Here is a 15,808-nt window from a genome sequence, read left to right on the forward strand (position 1 = left end):
CCGCGTCAGGCCGCGCGGCGTGAAACGTACTCCTCGATCTCACGCATCGGAGGCCGCTCCTCGGTGTCCACCGCATGGGTGCGCGGTACGAAACCGTCCTCGCCGCGCTCGAACTGGGTGAGCGAAGGCCGTACCAGGTGCCCGCGGGACAGCCGGAGTTGCGCGGTCCGGTAGATCGCCGCCGCCATCCGGCCGAGCGCCTGCCCGTCCTGGTGGCGGTGCTTGCGCACCCCCACGTCGACCTGGGCGAGTGCGTCCAGGCCCACGGTGTGCAGCGCGTCGACGAGGAGGCCCAGCTCCACTCCGTACCCGACGGGGAAGGGCATCTGTTCGAGGAGGGAGCGGCGTACGGCGTACTCGCCGCCCAGCGGCTGGACGAAGCCGGCCAGCTGCGGCCAGTGCAGATTGAGCAGCGGACGGGCCACCAGCTCGGTGACGCGACCGCCCTGACCTGCGGTGTCACCGAGCGGGCGGTCATACATCGCCTTGACGAACCGGACGTCCGGATCGGTCAGCAGCGGGCCGACGATGCCGGAGACGAAGTCGGCCGAGAATTCCTTCAGGTCGGCGTCGACGAAGCAGACGATGTCGCCGCCGGTCACCAGGAGCGACCGCCAGAGCACCTCGCCCTTGCCGGGCACGGCGGGTATCCGGGGCAGTATGTCGTCCCGGTGCACCACCCGCGCGCCGGCCTCCCGGGCCACCTTCGCGGTGGCGTCCGTGGAACCGGAATCGATCACCACGAGTTCGTCGACCAGCTGGACCTTCTCCATCAGCTCGCGCCGGATCGTCGTGACGATCGCGCCGACCGTCGCCTCCTCGTTCAGTGCGGGCAGCACGACGCTCACGCTTCCGCGCCCCGGCTCCTTGGCAGCGAGGAGCCGGTCCAGCGGGCGGTCGGCGACCGACCAGGAACGCCTGGCCAGCCAGCTTTCGACCTCTTCCAGCACGGTCGATACTCCCTGTATGTGATCCATCTCGCGGTTCGGACGACTCTCTCAACCGTCCGGTGCTTCGGTTACAGTCTTGAACAACGCGGACGGCCCTCGCATGTCGGGGTCGGTCCGCAGACAAACGCCTGGATCGGAGATCCAGTGCCATAGCGCTCATCCAGAGGGACTGAGGGAACGGCCCGTTGAAGTCCCGGCAACCCTCCTGCCGACCGCGAGGTCAGGTGGGGAAGGTGCCAATTCCGTCTCGTGGCGAGATGCGCCGCGAGGAAGATGAGGAGAAAGGGCCTCGCCTCCATGGCTGCGCAGACTGTTGCAGTAAGCACCGACTCTTCCGCCGAGGTTGTCGACCTGGGTCCCGCCGCGGCGCTTTCCTGCCGCGAGTGCGGTGAGCGTTTCGAACTCGGTCCCATTTTCGCCTGCGCGTCCTGTTTCGGGCCGCTCGAAGTGGCGTACGACCTGCCGAGCGGCTCCCCCGACGAGCTGAAGAAGCGCATCGAGGCCGGACCCGACAACATCTGGCGTTACGCGCCGCTGCTGCCGGTCCCCGCGAATGTCGCGGACAAGCCCAACATCAACCCCGGCTTCACCAAGCTGGTCAAGGCCGACAACCTCGCCCGTGAACTGGGCGTGACCGGCGGTCTGTACGTCAAGGACGACTCCGGCAACCCGACGCACTCCTTCAAGGACCGTGTCGTCGCCATCGCCGTCGAGGCCGCCCGCGCCTTCGGTTTCACCACCCTGTCCTGCTCCTCCACCGGCAACCTCGCCGGTGCGGTGGGCGCCGCCGCCGCCCGCGCCGGCTTCCGCTCCTGCGTGTTCATCCCGCACGACCTGGAGCAGGGCAAGGTCGTCATGGCCGCGGTGTACGGCGGTGAGCTGGTCGGCATCGAGGGCAACTACGACGACGTCAACCGCTTCTGCTCGGAGCTCATCGGCGACCCGCTCGGCGAGGGCTGGGGCTTCGTCAACGTCAACCTGCGCCCCTACTACGGCGAGGGCTCCAAGACCCTGGCGTACGAGATCTGCGAGCAGCTCGGCTGGCAGCTGCCCGACCAGATCGTCATCCCGGTCGCGTCCGGCTCGCAGCTCACGAAGATCGACAAGGGTCTCCAGGAGCTGATCAAGCTGGGCCTGGTCGAGGACAAGCCGTACAAGATCTTCGGCGCCCAGGCCGAGGGCTGCTCCCCGGTCTCCACCGCCTTCAAGGCCGGTCACGACGTCGTACGGCCCCAGAAGCCGAACACCATCGCCAAGTCCCTGGCGATCGGCAACCCGGCCGACGGCCCGTACGTCCTGGACATCGCCCGCCGCACCGGCGGCGCGGTCGAGGACGTCAACGACGAGCAGGTCGTCGACGCGATCAAGCTCCTCGCCCGCACCGAGGGCATCTTCGCGGAGACGGCGGGCGGTGTGACGGTCGGCGTCACGAAGAAGCTGATCGAGGCCGGTCTGATCGACCCGGCGCTGACCACCGTCGTCCTCAACACGGGTGACGGCCTCAAGACCCTGGACGCGGTGGCCGCCACCTCGCAGGCGACCGCCACGATCCGCCCGAGCCTGGACGCGTTCCGCGCCGCCGGACTCGCCACCAGCTGACCACCCGAGACTCCAGGAAGGGCACCCACCATGAGCGTCAAGGTCCGCATCCCCACCATCCTCCGCACCTACACGGGCGGCCAGGCCGAGGTCCCGGCCGAGGGCTCGACCCTCTCCCAGGTCATCCAGTCCCTGGAGCAGAACCACCCGGGCATCGCCGCCCGCGTCCTGGACGACCAGGGCAAGCTGCGCCGCTTCGTGAACGTGTACGTCAACGACGACGACGTGCGCTTCGAGGGCGGCCTGGAGACGGCCACGCCGGACGGCGCCGGAATCTCGATCATCCCGGCGGTCGCGGGCGGCTGCTGACCCCCCGTCCGGCTCCCGGGCCGGCTTTCACCGTGTCACCGGAATTGCCCCCTCTGCGAGAGAAGCGGAGGGGGCAATTCTGCATGGTTGAGCGCGGTACAGTGTGGGAAGCCCCCCCAGTTGCCCGTGCCGCCCGCATATGAGAATGCGCCGGGTCGCGACAAGAAGTAGCCAAAGTGCTCGATCTCCTTGCGCCATAAATCACCTTTGCCCGGCCCGACTTGCCCTGGAATCTCATGAATTCCTCATATTCGGGCGTTCGGTGCTGCCCAGATTTCTCGTCCGATTGACCTGTTGCAGAGGGCAGTTGGGCAGATACATTCGGCCGCGGTCGACGCGTTCCGGCGCACGCACCCTCTCCTGTCGGAGGGTGAGTTCTGACCCGGGTCCGCGAAGTGCGGTCCTGTGCAAGGGCCAGTAATAGGGGAGTTAGGCATGGCTCAGGGCACCGTCAAGTGGTTCAACGCGGAGAAGGGGTACGGCTTCATCGCGGTCGACGGTGGTGCGGATGTTTTCGTCCACTACAGCGCGATCCAGATGGACGGGTACCGCACCCTCGAAGAGGGTCAGCGAGTTGAATTCGAGATCTCGCAGGGCCAGAAGGGGCCGCAGGCGGACATGGTCAAGCTCGCCGTCGGCTGAGCTCGGACGCGGTCGGCCAACGACACTACTCACGCACGGAGGGCCCGTACCCCTGGGGTACGGGCCCTCCGTGCGTTCGCGTGTCCGTGCGCCGCGCATCTGTGTGTCCGTGCGTACGGGGCTGTCCGAGCGCGGTCGTCGTTGTCCACATCCCGAGGCGGACGCTTGCACTCTCCGGGGTCGAGTGCTAATCATTGGCGTTAGCACTCTCCAGGTGAGAGTGACAGAACTTGGACCGGGCCGGTGAGGCCCGCAGGTCCGGTGGGGCAAGGAACCACCGGTCAGGCAGGCCGTCCGTCGCGGGCGCCACTCGGTCCGGAGCAATCCACCCCTGTCCGGGAGGACCACTTCACATGGCCAAGATCATCGCGTTCGACGAGGAGGCCCGGCGCGGTCTCGAGCGCGGCATGAACCAGCTCGCCGACGCCGTCAAGGTCACCCTTGGCCCCAAGGGTCGCAACGTCGTCCTTGAGAAGAAGTGGGGCGCCCCCACGATCACCAACGATGGTGTGTCCATCGCCAAGGAGATCGAGCTGGAGGACCCGTACGAGAAGATCGGTGCGGAGCTGGTCAAGGAGGTCGCCAAGAAGACGGACGACGTCGCCGGCGACGGTACGACCACCGCCACCGTTCTCGCCCAGGCTCTCGTCCGCGAGGGCCTGCGCAACGTCGCCGCGGGTGCCAACCCGATGGCCCTCAAGCGGGGCATCGAGAAGGCCGTCGAGGCCGTCTCCGCCGCCCTCCTGGAGCAGGCCAAGGACGTGGAGACCAAGGAGCAGATCGCTTCGACCGCCTCCATCTCCGCCGCCGACACCCAGATCGGCGAGCTCATCGCCGAGGCCATGGACAAGGTCGGCAAGGAAGGCGTCATCACCGTCGAGGAGTCCCAGACCTTCGGTCTGGAGCTGGAACTCACCGAGGGCATGCGCTTCGACAAGGGCTACATCTCGGCGTACTTCGCCACGGACATGGAGCGCATGGAGTCGTCGCTCGACGACCCGTACATCCTGATCGTGAACTCCAAGGTCAGCAACGTGAAGGACCTCCTTCCGCTGCTGGAGAAGGTCATGCAGTCCGGCAAGCCGCTGCTGATCATCGCCGAGGACGTCGAGGGCGAGGCCCTGTCGACCCTGGTCGTCAACAAGATCCGTGGCACCTTCAAGTCCGTCGCCGTCAAGGCCCCGGGCTTCGGTGACCGCCGCAAGGCCATGCTCGGCGACATCGCCATCCTCACCGGTGGCACCGTCATCTCCGAGGAGGTCGGCCTCAAGCTGGAGAACGCCGGTCTCGACCTGCTCGGCCGCGCCCGCAAGGTCGTCATCACCAAGGACGAGACGACGATCGTCGACGGCTCCGGTGACACCGACCAGGTCCAGGGTCGCGTCAACCAGATCCGTGCCGAGATCGAGAACTCCGACTCGGACTACGACCGCGAGAAGCTCCAGGAGCGCCTCGCGAAGCTGGCCGGCGGCGTGGCCGTCATCAAGGCCGGTGCCGCGACCGAGGTCGAGCTCAAGGAGCGCAAGCACCGCATCGAGGACGCGGTGCGCAACGCCAAGGCCGCTGTCGAGGAGGGCATCGTCGCCGGTGGTGGCGTGGCTCTGCTCCAGGCCTCGGCCGTCTTCGAGAAGCTGGAGCTCTCGGGTGACGAGGCGACCGGCGCCAACGCCGTCAAGCTGGCGCTGGAGGCCCCGCTCAAGCAGATCGCCGTCAACGGTGGTCTTGAGGGCGGCGTCGTCGTCGAGAAGGTGCGCAACCTGCCGATCGGCCACGGTCTGAACGCCGCGACCGGCGAGTACGTCGACATGATCGCCGAGGGCATTCTCGACCCGGCGAAGGTCACGCGCTCCGCCCTGCAGAACGCCGCGTCCATCGCCGCGCTGTTCCTCACCACCGAGGCCGTCATCGCCGACAAGCCGGAGAAGGCCTCCGCGGCCGCTCCGGGCGGCATGCCGGGCGGTGACATGGACTTCTGATCCTGACGGATCGGTAGTTCCTGTACAGCTGTTCCCCATCGACCCCCGGGACCGACAGGTCCCGGGGGTCGATGTCGTTCCGCCGGCGTCCGGCGCAGTCCGCCCCGGTCCGTTGCGGTCCGTTGTGGTTGGTCGTTACGGCAGCCGGTCGAGGAGCCAGGTGCTGAGTTCCTCCGTCACGAGGGTGTGTCCCTCGTTGCGGGACGCGAGCTTGAACTCGTCCAGCCCGCTCTCCTCCTCCGGGAGCGAGGAGATGTCCGCGTACAGCTCCTCGTCCGTGTCCAGACCGCGGATGTCGACCGCGCTGACGGCCGGCACGAAGCAGTGCGAGCGGATACGGACGTCGGTCTTGAAGCCGAGGATGGGGTTGAGGGCGTTGAAGACGTCGGCGAGGATGCCGAAGCCTTCCAGCGAGCCGCCGGGTGCGCCGTCGATCGACGGGAGTCCGGACGTATGCACCTCGTTGGTCTTGAGCGTCACCACCCGCAACTTCGCGATGAGTTCGTCGTCGCCGGGGGGCTGGGTGTAGATCTTTGTGCCGACGACCGACAGGCCCTTGCCCTCCAGGGCCAGTTCGCCCGCCCGCACGTCGGTGCCGGTGCCGTCGGCCACGCCGTTGGCGACGCCGATCAGCCGCGGCCGCCGCGGCCATTCGCCGAGGGCCGCCATCTCCGCGAGGAACGCGGCGCGCTCGTCGCTCCGGTCCGGCGTCCCGTCCCACTTCGCGATGTGCCGCCACAGCAGCTGACGCGCGGCCGGGCTGTTGATCTGGTCGGAGAACCGGCTGTCGAGATCGCGGATGTAGTGCCCGAACGCCTGGAGTGCGATCGGGATCCAGGCGCCGCGGTGTGGGCTGTCGTACGAGAAGTACAGCGCGGTCTGGTGGTCGATGCTCTGGCTCTCCATCTTGGCCAGCGCGTGCCGGGTGACGAGCCCGCCCATGCTGAACCCGCCGACGGCCAGGGGTGGGTCGCCCTGCCGCTCCATGATGGCCTGCGTGATCGCCGCCTGCGCGGTGACGGAATTGTCCAGAATCGATGCACTGCGTTCGTGGAAGCCGAGCAGGATGACGTCGTGTCCGCGGCGGCGCAGCTCGCTGATGAGCGCGTAGTCGCCGAACTCCATGATTTCCCAGGAGAAGTCCAGGCTGCTCGGCCCGGTGTTGAATCCGTCGGCGAAGATCACGGGCCGTACGAGGCCCTTGTTCCCCTCGCCGTAGTAGACCCATGCGGTGCCGCCCGGCAGGTCCCACACGGTGCTCGGCGGCAACGGGAGCGCGCCGTGCGGCTCGGCTTCCAGGCGGGGGCCGGGGGCCAGGGTGATGGCGGACGCGCTGTGAAGCGCCGCGACGATTTGCTCGTGGGTCGGTTCGGACATGGTGCGTTCCCCTTCGGGTCGACCGATTACGTTCCGTGTCAAGAGAAACGCGGAACGTAGCGACCGAATGGGGAAAGTGGATCAAACCACTCCCAGGTGGGGGCCGGTTTCGGACACCCGGTGAGCTTGGGGGACCTCCGCCCTGTCTCCTTGCGGAGCGCGGGGTCATCGCGGCCCGGACCTCGCTCATGCGGCTGCGTACGCCCGTGGACGGGACGGCTCCGGCCGGGCCGGTGGGGGTGTCGACGGGGTTGCCCCGGCACGGTCCGCAGCGACCGCCGATCAGGGCCTCCGCGTGGCCGGGGGCGCGGCACTCGCTGAGGGGGGTGGGAAGTGGCCCACCTCCCATTCCTCGGAAAGAGCGCTCGGACTTCGCGGCTTGAGCTCCGGAGGAATTCGCCTGGTCGTCAGGGGCGCGCGTGCGTGGTGCATGTGCGCCGTGCGTGATGCCGTGCGCCCGCCCCCGGTGGAGTGGAAAACCGCGCCGCAGGCCTTCGAGGCGTGCGAACTTCCGCGCGTCTTTGTGATCTTGGAGGCTCCGGGCCGCCGCCGACGGGGCCCGTCCTCCATGTTTCTCTCCCGTACGAGGAGTCCCGTGCGTATTCGTTCGATCCTGTCCCTCGCCGCATCCGCCGTCGCGGTGGCGGCGCTGGCGACCCCCGCCCAGGCCGCGGACGCCGCCGACGGCGCGTACTTGATCCGTGACCTGCGCTCCGGCCAGTGTCTGGCCGGTGGCGAAGGCCCGCTCGGCGGTCACGTCGAGCCCTGCAGCCCCCGTACCGTGTGGGAGATCCGCAACCAGGGCGACGGCCTGGCCCAGATCGTCGAGGTGAACCGGGAGAACCGCTGCCTGGCGCTCTCACCGATCCGGATCTTCCCGCCGGCCGTGTGGGTGGACCAGTGCGGCAAGCAGCCCGACCAGTGGTCGATCCAGGGCGCGGCCGATGAAGAGCCGGTCAACATCGCCCTCGGCCGGGGGGAGCTCGGCTCCCTGACGCCGGAGGGCCGGCGCGTCGTCCTTCTCCCCAACGGTGGGCCCCAGTGGGTCCTGGAGCGGCTCGGCTAGGACCGACCTGTTCGGCCGCGCAGCCAGCCGCCCCGTGCCGGGATCGTTCTTCCCGGCACGGGGCGGCTGTGTGGGGGGCTCAGTCGTGGCGGGGGCCGATGACCGACTTTCCGTCGTGCACGGTGATCGCCTGGGCCGGGCAGATGTCGGCGGCGTCCAGGACCCGCTCGTCGGGCTCGGTCCCGTCCGCCCGTACCCGGGCGTGCTCGCCGTCCAGCGCGAACACTTCGGGGACGCTCCCGGCGCACATGCCCGACGCCTGGCAGAGCTGCGGATCGACGCGTACGTTCCAGGTCATGGCGGTCACCACCCGACCGGCATGACGCGCGGGCCGCGCACCAGCATCTCGGACTTCCACGTCACATCGCCGGCCAGCTTCAGCCCCGGGAAGCGGGTGATGAGCGCGATCAGTGCCTCCTGGAGTTCCAGCCGGGCCAGCGGGGCGCCCAGGCAGTGGTGGACTCCGTGGCCGAAGCCGAGGTGCTGGTTGCCCTCGCGGGTGATGTCGAGCACGCCGGGGGCGGTGAACCGGAGCGCGTCGCGGTTGGCGGCGCCGGTGGCGATCAGGACCGGGCTGCCCGCCCGGACGAGGGTGCCGCCGACCTCGATGTCCTCGGTGGCGTAACGGGGCTGCCCGGCACCGCTGCCGAGCGGCACGAAGCGCAACAGCTCCTCCACCGCGTTCGCGATGAGGTCGGGCTCGGCCCTGAGCCTGGCCAACTGGTCCGGGTGGTCCAGCAGGGTGAGGACGAAGTTGGGGATCTGGGACGCGGTGGTCTCGTGTCCGGCCACCAGGATGCCCACGCACAGATCGACGAGTTCGCGTTCGGAGAGCCGGTCGCCGCCGTCGCGGGCCTCGATGAGTGCCGTCATCAGGTCGTCCTGCGGGGCCCGGCGGTGCTGATCGATCAACACGGCCATATAGGCGCGCAGTTCCTCGCGGCTGGCATCGAACTGCGCTGCGGTGAGCGAGGTGGTCGACAGCGCGTCGTCGCTCCAGACGCGAAAGCGCGGACGGTCCTCGGCGGGCACGCCCAGCATCCGGCAGATCACCGCGACCGGCAGCGGCAGCGCGTAGAGGTCGACCAGGTCCGCGGGTTGTCCGGCCGCCTCCAGGTCGTCGAGAAGGCCCGCGGTCAGTTCCCGGACCTGGGGGCGGAGCTTCTCGATCTGGCGGACCGTGAAGGCCTTGGCGACCAGGGAGCGCAGCCGGGTGTGGTCGGGCGGGTCCATGCCGAGGATGCCGCCGTCGCGCTGCCCCTCGGACTGTCGGGGCTCGTCGTGGGAGGCGGCCGCGGCTCGACTGAAGCGCTGGTCGCCCAGGACGAGCCGGGCGTCGGCATAGCGGGTGACGAGCCAGGCCGCTTCGCCGTATTGCATCTGGACGCGTAACAGGCCCGGCTGGTCGCGGACGCGCTCGTACTCGTCGGCGAGCCGTAGCCCGTCGGCGGCGTTGAAGGGATAGGCGAGGGGTGCGCTGTCTGCTGTCGTCACTGTGGCCTCCGATAGGTAAGTCCGCGCCGAAGTAGTGGGAGTAGTGGGAGTGGTGGGAACAGCGGTTCCTGGAACGGCGTTCGGGCCCGGGACTCAAGCCCCGGGCCCGAACGCGTGGCCTGTGGGCGGTGTTACCGGTGACGACTCTCGAACGTGGCGAAGGCCGTCTCCTGGCGCCACTCGGTCGCGGCTTTCGGGTTGTCGGCGAGGTAGCGGGCGCAGCGCGCGCTCGGGTGGGCGGTGCCCGGACGGTTGCCCGTGCAGGCGGCGACCAGGCGGTAGCCGGAGGGGGCGGAGCCGGAGGCCCACAGGCTGCGGCCGTTGCGGAACGCGTACTCCAGCGAGGCGCGCGCCAGGTCCTTCAGTTCGGTGTAGCGCAGGCCGTACGTCCTGGCCGCGTACCGGTACTCGTGGCTGATGTCGATCCGCGAGACCCCCGGGTCGTCCGTGGCCAGGACCACCGGGACGCCGTAGCGGCGGTACGCGTTGAACGGGTGGTCGTTGCCCGCGATGCCGAGGATCTGCTTGTTGCTGCTGAACGGCACCTCGACCGCGATCTTGCGCCGTGCCATCGTCCGGGCGAGCTCGCGCCAGTTGTCCTCGTGGACCAGGTCCACGCCGTGTCCGATGCGTTCGGCTCCGGCGACGAGCACGGCCTCGCGGATGTGGAACGTCAGGTCCTCGGGCTTGACCAGGCCGGGGGCCAGCTCACCGGCGTGCAGGGTGAGGTGGGCGTGCGGGTACTGGCCACGCAGGTACTTCAGCATCCGCATCTGGAGGCTGTAGTTGGCCAGCGAGCTGTCCCAGTCCTCGGGCTGCACGAGGTTGACGGCGACGAACCTCGGGTCGCGCTTGGCCAGCCGCATGCCGACCTCCATCTGCGTGAACACCCGCGCCGGGGAACTGCCCCGGGACACCTGGGAGATCCACCTGACGGGGAGCCGGCAGCCCGGGTCGGGGCGCGCGGTGTCGCAGTGCGCGGCCTTGCGGAACTGCACGTCGGAGTCGTCGGCCTCCTTGACCGCCTCGTCGACGACCCGGTCGAGCTTCCCGTCGGCCACGAGCTTGCGGTGGAACGCCGCCAGATCGGCGTCGTAACCCACGGAATCGGCAAGCGCCTTGGCGCTGTCCGACGCGGGGGAGACCATGGTCTCCAGATAGAACTGGTTCTGTTCGACGACGGTGTTGGCCACGTTGGCGAGCATCTTGCCGCGGGCGTACCAGGTCGCCATGCCGAACTTGTTGAACGTGTCGAAGAAGTGGTCGTGCCCGGACTGACCGGCCGGGAAGTCCTGCATCGACCAGGCCCGGATGATCTCCCGCTTGAACGCGGCGTCGGTCCGCGCGTCGGCGGCGGGCCTCGTGCCCGGTGCGCATGGCGACGCGACCGCCGTCATCGTCGCGTCGATGCACAGGCCGTTCTCGATCGCGAGCTTGATCAGGTACTCGGTCGTGACCGCGCCGGAGAGGTGGTTGTGGAGGTCGCCCCCCTTGGGCAGCGCCTTGAAGAAGGACTTCAGCCTCGCGGGCCTGTTCCGCAACGAGTCCAGGTACGTGGAGGTCCTGCGCTCGGCGGCGGTCACCACACGGGGCGACGCGAACGCGGCGACGCGCGACGAGGAGTCCTTCGCGGGTGCGGTCGCGGTCGCGGCGGTGGCCGGCAGCGCCGGGAGCAGGGTCAGCGCGGCGAGTGCGCCGAGCCCGGCCGGGAGCAGGGACTTGGGACGGTGAGCCGTCCGGTTTGATGACATCACGACCGAATGATTGCGTTTTGAGGAGCCGTTCGGGGCCCGAATCACGTTTGTGGCCGGGAACGTTCACCCGATCGAGAAAACCAGGCCCGTCCGTCGAGGATCCGATTTTGGCGTTGCGGCCGGACACGGAGATCTCCGTCCGGCCCATCGGCCGGTTGCCGGTAGCACGTTGGGAAGTACGCGAGCCCCGGAAACGTATCGACACCGAATTCACTCGCTCAGGTCCACACCACCATGACTAGTGTGATCGGATGACAGAATTGAGCGTCCTTGGTGACAACGCGGAATGGCAGAAGGGCTTCGAACTGCGGCTACGCGCCTCGTACATGGCGGCCGGGCTGGGTGCGGCTGCGGCGCAGCGCATGTTCGAGGATGTATGCGCCGACATCGGCGACTGGACCGTCGCCGAGATCACGGACGCCGGGACCCGAGTGGGATACGTCGCCGTGGTCGTGACCGATGACAACGGTGCGCCCGCGGGCCGTATCGGCGACCTCCACGTCGACGCGCTCCACGCCGGCCGGGGGCACGAGCAGGCCGCCCGGAGCTGGGCCGAGGGATGGTGCGCGGAGCGCGGCGCACGCCGGCTGGACATCCGGCTCACCGAACCCGCCGGGGAGCTGTTCGACGATTACTTCGTCCGCGCCCAGCTCAGGATGCGGCCCGTCGGTTCCCCGCCGGAACCAGTCGATGGTGTCATCGCGCGGCCGATGACACAGGCCGAATATCCCGAGTGGCTCGCCTCCGAGAAGGTCGCCTACGTCGGCGACATCGTCCGGGCGGGAGCCCTGAGCCCCGAGGAGGCCGTACGCAAGTCCGACGACGACTTCGCGAAGCTGATACCCGAGGGCCTGGCGACGCCCGACACCACGCTCCTGGTGATCGAGGCGGCGGGCGAGCAGATCGGCACCGGCTGGGTGAAGCACCGGCACCTCCCGGGGGTCACTTATGGTTACTCGCTGCACATCGAGGAGCAGCACCGCGGCAAAGGGTACGGCCGGGCCGCGATGGCGGCCGGCGAACAGGCAACGCTCGCAGCCGGCGACTCGGCGCTGATGTTCACCGTGTGGGGCGGCAACGAGGTGGCCATGAACCTGTACACGAGCGCCGGCTACCAAGTCGTGGAGGAAGGCCGCTCCATCGGCCTTCCCCGCTCCGCGGCCTGACGCGAGTCCCCACACCGCGACGCAACCGCCGACCTGTTGCCCGACGTGGCTGATCAACTGCATGGAATGTCATGTTCTTCAGAGCTTTTGACGCGTCAATCTCGGTGGGTGACACGGGCGTTGTGCGCCGGCGCGTCCTGGTATGCGGAGAAGAGTGGGGCGGGGGCCTGTGCCTGGGATTTCAGGGCAGGCCGTCAGGCCAGGATCAGGATGAGTCCCAGGCCGAAGACGACGTAGAAGAGGGCTGCCACGGCCAGGCGTCCGGGGGTGAGCTTGTGGGCGCGCATCGTCAACAGGAGGTAGACGATCGCGGCCATGGTGATCAGCCCGGCCCAGAGCAGGGCGCCGTCGAACTTCCAGGTCGTGAACAGCAGCCCCAGACCGCTGGGAACGGTCGCCTGGATCATCATGGCGCCGGAGATGTTCGCCAGGGCGAGCCTGGTCTTGCCCTGACGGACCCAGATGATCGCGTTCATGATCTCGGGCAGCTCCGTCGCGATCGGCGAAAGGAGCAGCGCCGTGACCGCGGCCGAGAGACCGAGCGTCGGGCCGATCGCGTCGAGCTGCTTCACGAACAGCTGGGACGCGAAGAAGATCACGACCACGGTCGCCAGACTCTGGACCACCACGGCCCACGTCGCCGGGATGGCGGCCTTGGGCTGGAGCTTCAACGGCTCCAGCCCCTCGTCCTCCTCCTCGCCGTCGTCGTCGCTGCGGATCTCGCGCCAGAAGTAGACGGCGTAGGCACCGAAGAACAACAGGCCGAGGGCGGGCTTGAAGGCGAAGGCCACCAGGCCGAGAGCGACCTTGACGATGAAGATCGGCAGGAACCACTTCTGGTCCTTGGCCAGCCGCTTCATGTCCTTCTCATCACCCAGCGTCTCGACCCCGTCGGGGCCGCCGGCCGGCATGCCGGTGGTGGCCAGGACCACGCTGCGTTCCTTGCGGCGCTTGAGGAGCAGCATCAGGCCGGTCACGCCGTAGGCGACCGTGGCCAGCGCCAGCGGGCCGCCCATCGCCGCGCCGACGCCGATGTTCTTGGCCTCCTCATTGGCGCCCGTGGTGACCGCGACCAGCGTCACCACCGACTCGGGCAGCGCCGTGCCGAACGCGGCCAGGATCGTGCCGACGGCCATCTTCCCCACATTGAGGCGCTCGCCCAGCCACTCGACCGCGTTGACGAACCACTCGCACGAGAGATAGATCGCCACCGCACACACGATGAGCAAAACGAAATGGATCACACTGACCGCCCGGCTTTCCCGTGCCGCGGGTTCCTGGGCGATACGCGTAGGAGTCCCGGCGTACGACCTCGGCCCCGCGACGTACGTACATCGTCGACAAAGAGCCGAAGGTCTCGCCCGCCCGGCAGATTCTGCACGGGCCCGGCCACCGGGAGCCACAAGGGCTCCAGCATGTCGACGACCGGTTTACGGGGCTACTCCCCTTCGCAGCCGCCCACTGTACACAGACCCGGCACGCCCCGGAATGGCCCAGCCCCCGCGCACCGGAGGCAGTTGGGGGAAGGACGGCTGGCCGGAAGCCGCCTTCGCCCTGTGCGTCGGCGGCATTGGCGCCGCGATCGTGCTGAGCCTTTGAATTCGGGCACCGGCCCAGCCGGCCGCCGGCCTCGTCCAGTGCCGCGACCGGGCAAAGCTTGCCGGGAGGGGCACTAGGTGTGCTTGAGGTCCGCGACGAACGATGCCCACGCGGCGGCTCGGAACACGAGCGTCGGGCCCTCGGTCGCCTTGGAGTCGCGTACGGGGACGATGCCGGGGTGGCCGTCGGCGACTTCGAGGCAGTTGCCGCCCTCGCCGCCGCTGTGGGTGGACTTTCGCCAGGTCGCGGCTTCGAGGCAGTCGCCACCCTCGCCGCCGCTGTAGGAGGACTTGTGCCAAGTCGCGGTGGACAGGTCGTAGTCAGAACTGCTGATCTTCATGAGCGTAATCCTCCGCCACCGACTCGATCAGGGCTAGGGACAACTCCGGTGACAAGGCGTTGGCCGTGACCAGATCGTATGACAGTTCGTAGCGGGCGACCGTTGCCGGATCGTCTTCCAGGCGCCCGGTTCCCAGCACTTCGAGGTAGGCAAGCGTGGGTGCGTCGGTGAAGGACATGAGCTTGAGGGCGCCGTTCAGTGCCGCGTGCGCACCCGCCCTGAACGGCAGCACCTGCACGATGATTCGGTGTTCTTGGGCCAGCTTCACGATGTGCCGGAGCACCTCGGCCATGACCGCCGGTCCGCCGACCGCTCGACGCAGCACGGCCTCGTCCAGCACCGCCCAAACCAAGGGCGTTGTTGGGTCGTCCAGGAGCTGGGTTCGTTCGAGTCGTGCCGCGAGCAGATCGTTGATGACGTCTTCCACAGCCATCGGCTGGTACGCCCGGAACACCGCTCGTGCGTACGCCTCGGTCTGCAACAGCCCCGGGATCAGCTGGGGCGCGTACTCCTTGATCGCCTTCGCTACGGCCTCCGCCTCGGCCGCCTCGGCGAAGTGGTCCGGGTACTTCGACTTCTTCAGGGCGGTGCAGTTGCGTACGAAGAACCCGTCCGCTCTCAGGATCTCGTCCAGCTTCTCGGCCTGATCCACCTGGATCCGTCGCGTGCCGGACTCCAGCTGCCCGATGAAGGAGCCGCTGACGAACAGCGGAAGGCCCAGTTCCTCCTGAGAGAGGCCCTCGGCCTCTCTCCGGTGGCGGAGTTCGGCGCCGAGCAGGGCGCGTGGCGAGGAGGAGGGGTCGAGCTTCTTGGGTCCTGGCATGACAACTCCCTGTGACACACGTGCGGTTGTTGGCTCTGCGCCTCTTCCAGGCTAGCTACGCGTTGGACACGCTGGGTATGCATTGTCATTACTCAGCGTGGAAAGGAATGGGCCATGGCGATCAAGGAACGGCGCAGGGCGGCAGAGGGCAGAGTGCGGGCGGCGGAGGACGCGGTGGCGCGGCTGAAGGAGGGGTTCTCGGGGGTGGGGATCACGTTGCCGTCGCTGCGGATCGACCCGGTGACGTGCGCGGGGAGTGAATCGTCGTCGCCGCTGGTTGACCTCGGCCGGTGCAACCTCGACACGGCGCTGCGGCTGAGTGTGGTGCTGGAGGCACAGGGGTTGGCCGGTCATGACGGGTGAGGGGCAGGAGCCGTGCGAGCCGGAGCTCGGGTCGTTCGCGGTGGACACCCGGGACGGGCGGGTGGGGCGCGTGATGGGGTGCGTCGGGCCGTACGTACAGCTGCGGGCGCCGGGGGGCGGGGCGGAGTGGGACTGTCCGCCGGAATCGGTGCGCCCGGCGCCGCTCGCGGAGGTGCTGCGGGCCAGGGTCAGGGAGGTCAACCGGGAGGGGCGGCTGCCGTGAGGGTGCCGGCAGGGCAGGTCTGACACGGCGGCGGAGGTGCGGAAGGGCGACGCCCAGGGTGGGTGCCGCCCTTCGATCGGGCCGGTCGGTCCGGTCGACACTCCTCGACGTACGGCACGGCCGCTCG

Annotated in this window: 16 protein-coding genes and 1 riboswitch; of the genes, 8 read left to right on the plus strand and 8 right to left on the minus strand. The window is 68.8% G+C overall.

Annotation, left to right across the window (positions count from 1 at the left end; translation table 11 throughout):
* Positions 1–5: 5 nt before the first annotated feature.
* A complete protein-coding gene (locus OG306_RS21295; protein WP_371665565.1) occupies positions 6–950 on the minus strand; it encodes a glucosyl-3-phosphoglycerate synthase in 945 nt (314 codons plus the stop codon).
* Positions 951–1,103: 153 nt separating this feature from the next.
* Positions 1,104–1,230, plus strand: a riboswitch (SAM riboswitch).
* A 17-nt stretch (positions 1,231–1,247) separates the two neighbouring features.
* Between OG306_RS21295 and thrC the strand changes: the two genes are divergently transcribed.
* The 4 genes from thrC (at position 1,248) to groL (ending at position 5,476) form a co-directional block, all read left to right on the plus strand.
* Positions 1,248–2,549 carry a threonine synthase gene (gene thrC / locus OG306_RS21300; RefSeq protein WP_266747666.1) on the plus strand — a complete coding sequence of 434 codons (1,302 nt, stop codon included), beginning with the start codon at positions 1,248–1,250 and terminating at the stop codon, positions 2,547–2,549.
* Positions 2,550–2,579: 30 nt separating this feature from the next.
* Entirely contained in the window at positions 2,580–2,858 is a 279-nt protein-coding gene (locus OG306_RS21305; RefSeq protein WP_266747667.1) for a MoaD/ThiS family protein, read from the plus strand.
* A 435-nt stretch (positions 2,859–3,293) separates the two neighbouring features.
* A complete protein-coding gene (locus OG306_RS21310; RefSeq protein ID WP_003967346.1) occupies positions 3,294–3,500 on the plus strand; it encodes a cold-shock protein in 207 nt (68 codons plus the stop codon).
* Positions 3,501–3,853: 353 nt separating this feature from the next.
* Positions 3,854–5,476 (plus strand): chaperonin GroEL, encoded by a 1,623-nt coding sequence (groL, locus tag OG306_RS21315; RefSeq protein ID WP_266747668.1) that lies wholly within the window; start codon positions 3,854–3,856, stop codon positions 5,474–5,476.
* Positions 5,477–5,611: 135 nt separating this feature from the next.
* On the opposite strand, the gene OG306_RS21320 is transcribed toward groL, so the two are convergent.
* A complete protein-coding gene (locus OG306_RS21320; RefSeq protein WP_327349497.1) occupies positions 5,612–6,853 on the minus strand; it encodes an esterase/lipase family protein in 1,242 nt (413 codons plus the stop codon).
* Positions 6,854–7,448: 595 nt separating this feature from the next.
* Here OG306_RS21320 and OG306_RS21325 point away from each other — a divergent pair.
* Positions 7,449–7,919, plus strand: a complete 471-nt coding sequence (locus tag OG306_RS21325; protein WP_266747670.1) for a hypothetical protein — start codon at positions 7,449–7,451, stop codon at positions 7,917–7,919.
* Between the two features lie 79 nt (positions 7,920–7,998).
* On the opposite strand, the gene OG306_RS21330 is transcribed toward OG306_RS21325, so the two are convergent.
* The 3 genes from OG306_RS21330 to OG306_RS21340 all read right to left on the minus strand — a co-directional run bounded on the left by OG306_RS21330 (position 7,999) and on the right by OG306_RS21340 (position 11,164).
* On the minus strand, positions 7,999–8,217 hold the full coding sequence (locus OG306_RS21330; RefSeq protein WP_266747671.1) for a ferredoxin: 219 nt from the start codon (positions 8,215–8,217) through the stop codon (positions 7,999–8,001).
* 5 nt (positions 8,218–8,222) lie between these two features.
* Positions 8,223–9,413: a cytochrome P450 gene (locus OG306_RS21335; protein ID WP_266747672.1), complete on the minus strand. Its 1,191-nt coding sequence runs from the start codon at positions 9,411–9,413 to the stop codon at positions 8,223–8,225.
* A gap of 131 nt (positions 9,414–9,544) precedes the next feature.
* Positions 9,545–11,164, minus strand: coding sequence for an adenosine deaminase family protein (locus OG306_RS21340; RefSeq protein ID WP_371666263.1), 1,620 nt, complete (start codon positions 11,162–11,164; stop codon positions 9,545–9,547).
* Between the two features lie 254 nt (positions 11,165–11,418).
* Between OG306_RS21340 and OG306_RS21345 the strand changes: the two genes are divergently transcribed.
* Positions 11,419–12,333 carry a GNAT family N-acetyltransferase gene (locus tag OG306_RS21345; protein WP_266747674.1) on the plus strand — a complete coding sequence of 305 codons (915 nt, stop codon included), beginning with the start codon at positions 11,419–11,421 and terminating at the stop codon, positions 12,331–12,333.
* A gap of 194 nt (positions 12,334–12,527) precedes the next feature.
* Here OG306_RS21345 and OG306_RS21350 read toward each other — a convergent pair whose 3' ends face one another.
* The 3 genes from OG306_RS21350 to OG306_RS21360 form a co-directional block, all read right to left on the minus strand.
* Entirely contained in the window at positions 12,528–13,544 is a 1,017-nt protein-coding gene (locus OG306_RS21350; protein WP_266747675.1) for a sodium:calcium antiporter, read from the minus strand.
* Between the two features lie 461 nt (positions 13,545–14,005).
* Positions 14,006–14,272 carry a DUF397 domain-containing protein gene (locus tag OG306_RS21355; protein WP_266747676.1) on the minus strand — a complete coding sequence of 89 codons (267 nt, stop codon included), beginning with the start codon at positions 14,270–14,272 and terminating at the stop codon, positions 14,006–14,008.
* On the minus strand, positions 14,253–15,095 hold the full coding sequence (locus OG306_RS21360; protein ID WP_266905899.1) for a helix-turn-helix domain-containing protein: 843 nt from the start codon (positions 15,093–15,095) through the stop codon (positions 14,253–14,255). Before OG306_RS21360 ends, OG306_RS21355 begins: the two co-directional genes overlap by 20 nt.
* Positions 15,096–15,209: 114 nt before the next feature.
* Between OG306_RS21360 and OG306_RS21365 the strand changes: the two genes are divergently transcribed.
* Positions 15,210–15,458, plus strand: a complete 249-nt coding sequence (locus OG306_RS21365; RefSeq protein WP_266747678.1) for a hypothetical protein — start codon at positions 15,210–15,212, stop codon at positions 15,456–15,458.
* Positions 15,448–15,681, plus strand: coding sequence for a hypothetical protein (locus OG306_RS21370; RefSeq protein ID WP_266747679.1), 234 nt, complete (start codon positions 15,448–15,450; stop codon positions 15,679–15,681). Before OG306_RS21365 ends, OG306_RS21370 begins: the two co-directional genes overlap by 11 nt.
* The last annotated feature ends 127 nt before the right edge of the window (positions 15,682–15,808 follow it).

The organism is Streptomyces sp. NBC_01241, assembly GCF_041435435.1.
In the GTDB taxonomy this organism is placed as follows: domain Bacteria; phylum Actinomycetota; class Actinomycetes; order Streptomycetales; family Streptomycetaceae; genus Streptomyces.

Coding starts and splice junctions, on each gene's coding strand:
- OG306_RS21340 (WP_371666263.1), bottom strand. CDS start 11,164: ATGTCATCAAACCGGACGGCTCACCGTCCCAAGTCCCTGCTCCCGGCC.
- thrC (WP_266747666.1), top strand. CDS start 1,248: ATGGCTGCGCAGACTGTTGCAGTAAGCACCGACTCTTCCGCCGAGGTT.
- OG306_RS21360 (WP_266905899.1), bottom strand. CDS start 15,095: ATGCCAGGACCCAAGAAGCTCGACCCCTCCTCCTCGCCACGCGCCCTG.
- OG306_RS21355 (WP_266747676.1), bottom strand. CDS start 14,272: ATGAAGATCAGCAGTTCTGACTACGACCTGTCCACCGCGACTTGGCAC.
- OG306_RS21320 (WP_327349497.1), bottom strand. CDS start 6,853: ATGTCCGAACCGACCCACGAGCAAATCGTCGCGGCGCTTCACAGCGCG.
- OG306_RS21345 (WP_266747674.1), top strand. CDS start 11,419: ATGACAGAATTGAGCGTCCTTGGTGACAACGCGGAATGGCAGAAGGGC.
- OG306_RS21330 (WP_266747671.1), bottom strand. CDS start 8,217: ATGACCTGGAACGTACGCGTCGATCCGCAGCTCTGCCAGGCGTCGGGC.
- groL (WP_266747668.1), top strand. CDS start 3,854: ATGGCCAAGATCATCGCGTTCGACGAGGAGGCCCGGCGCGGTCTCGAG.
- OG306_RS21310 (WP_003967346.1), top strand. CDS start 3,294: ATGGCTCAGGGCACCGTCAAGTGGTTCAACGCGGAGAAGGGGTACGGC.
- OG306_RS21370 (WP_266747679.1), top strand. CDS start 15,448: ATGACGGGTGAGGGGCAGGAGCCGTGCGAGCCGGAGCTCGGGTCGTTC.
- OG306_RS21365 (WP_266747678.1), top strand. CDS start 15,210: ATGGCGATCAAGGAACGGCGCAGGGCGGCAGAGGGCAGAGTGCGGGCG.
- OG306_RS21305 (WP_266747667.1), top strand. CDS start 2,580: ATGAGCGTCAAGGTCCGCATCCCCACCATCCTCCGCACCTACACGGGC.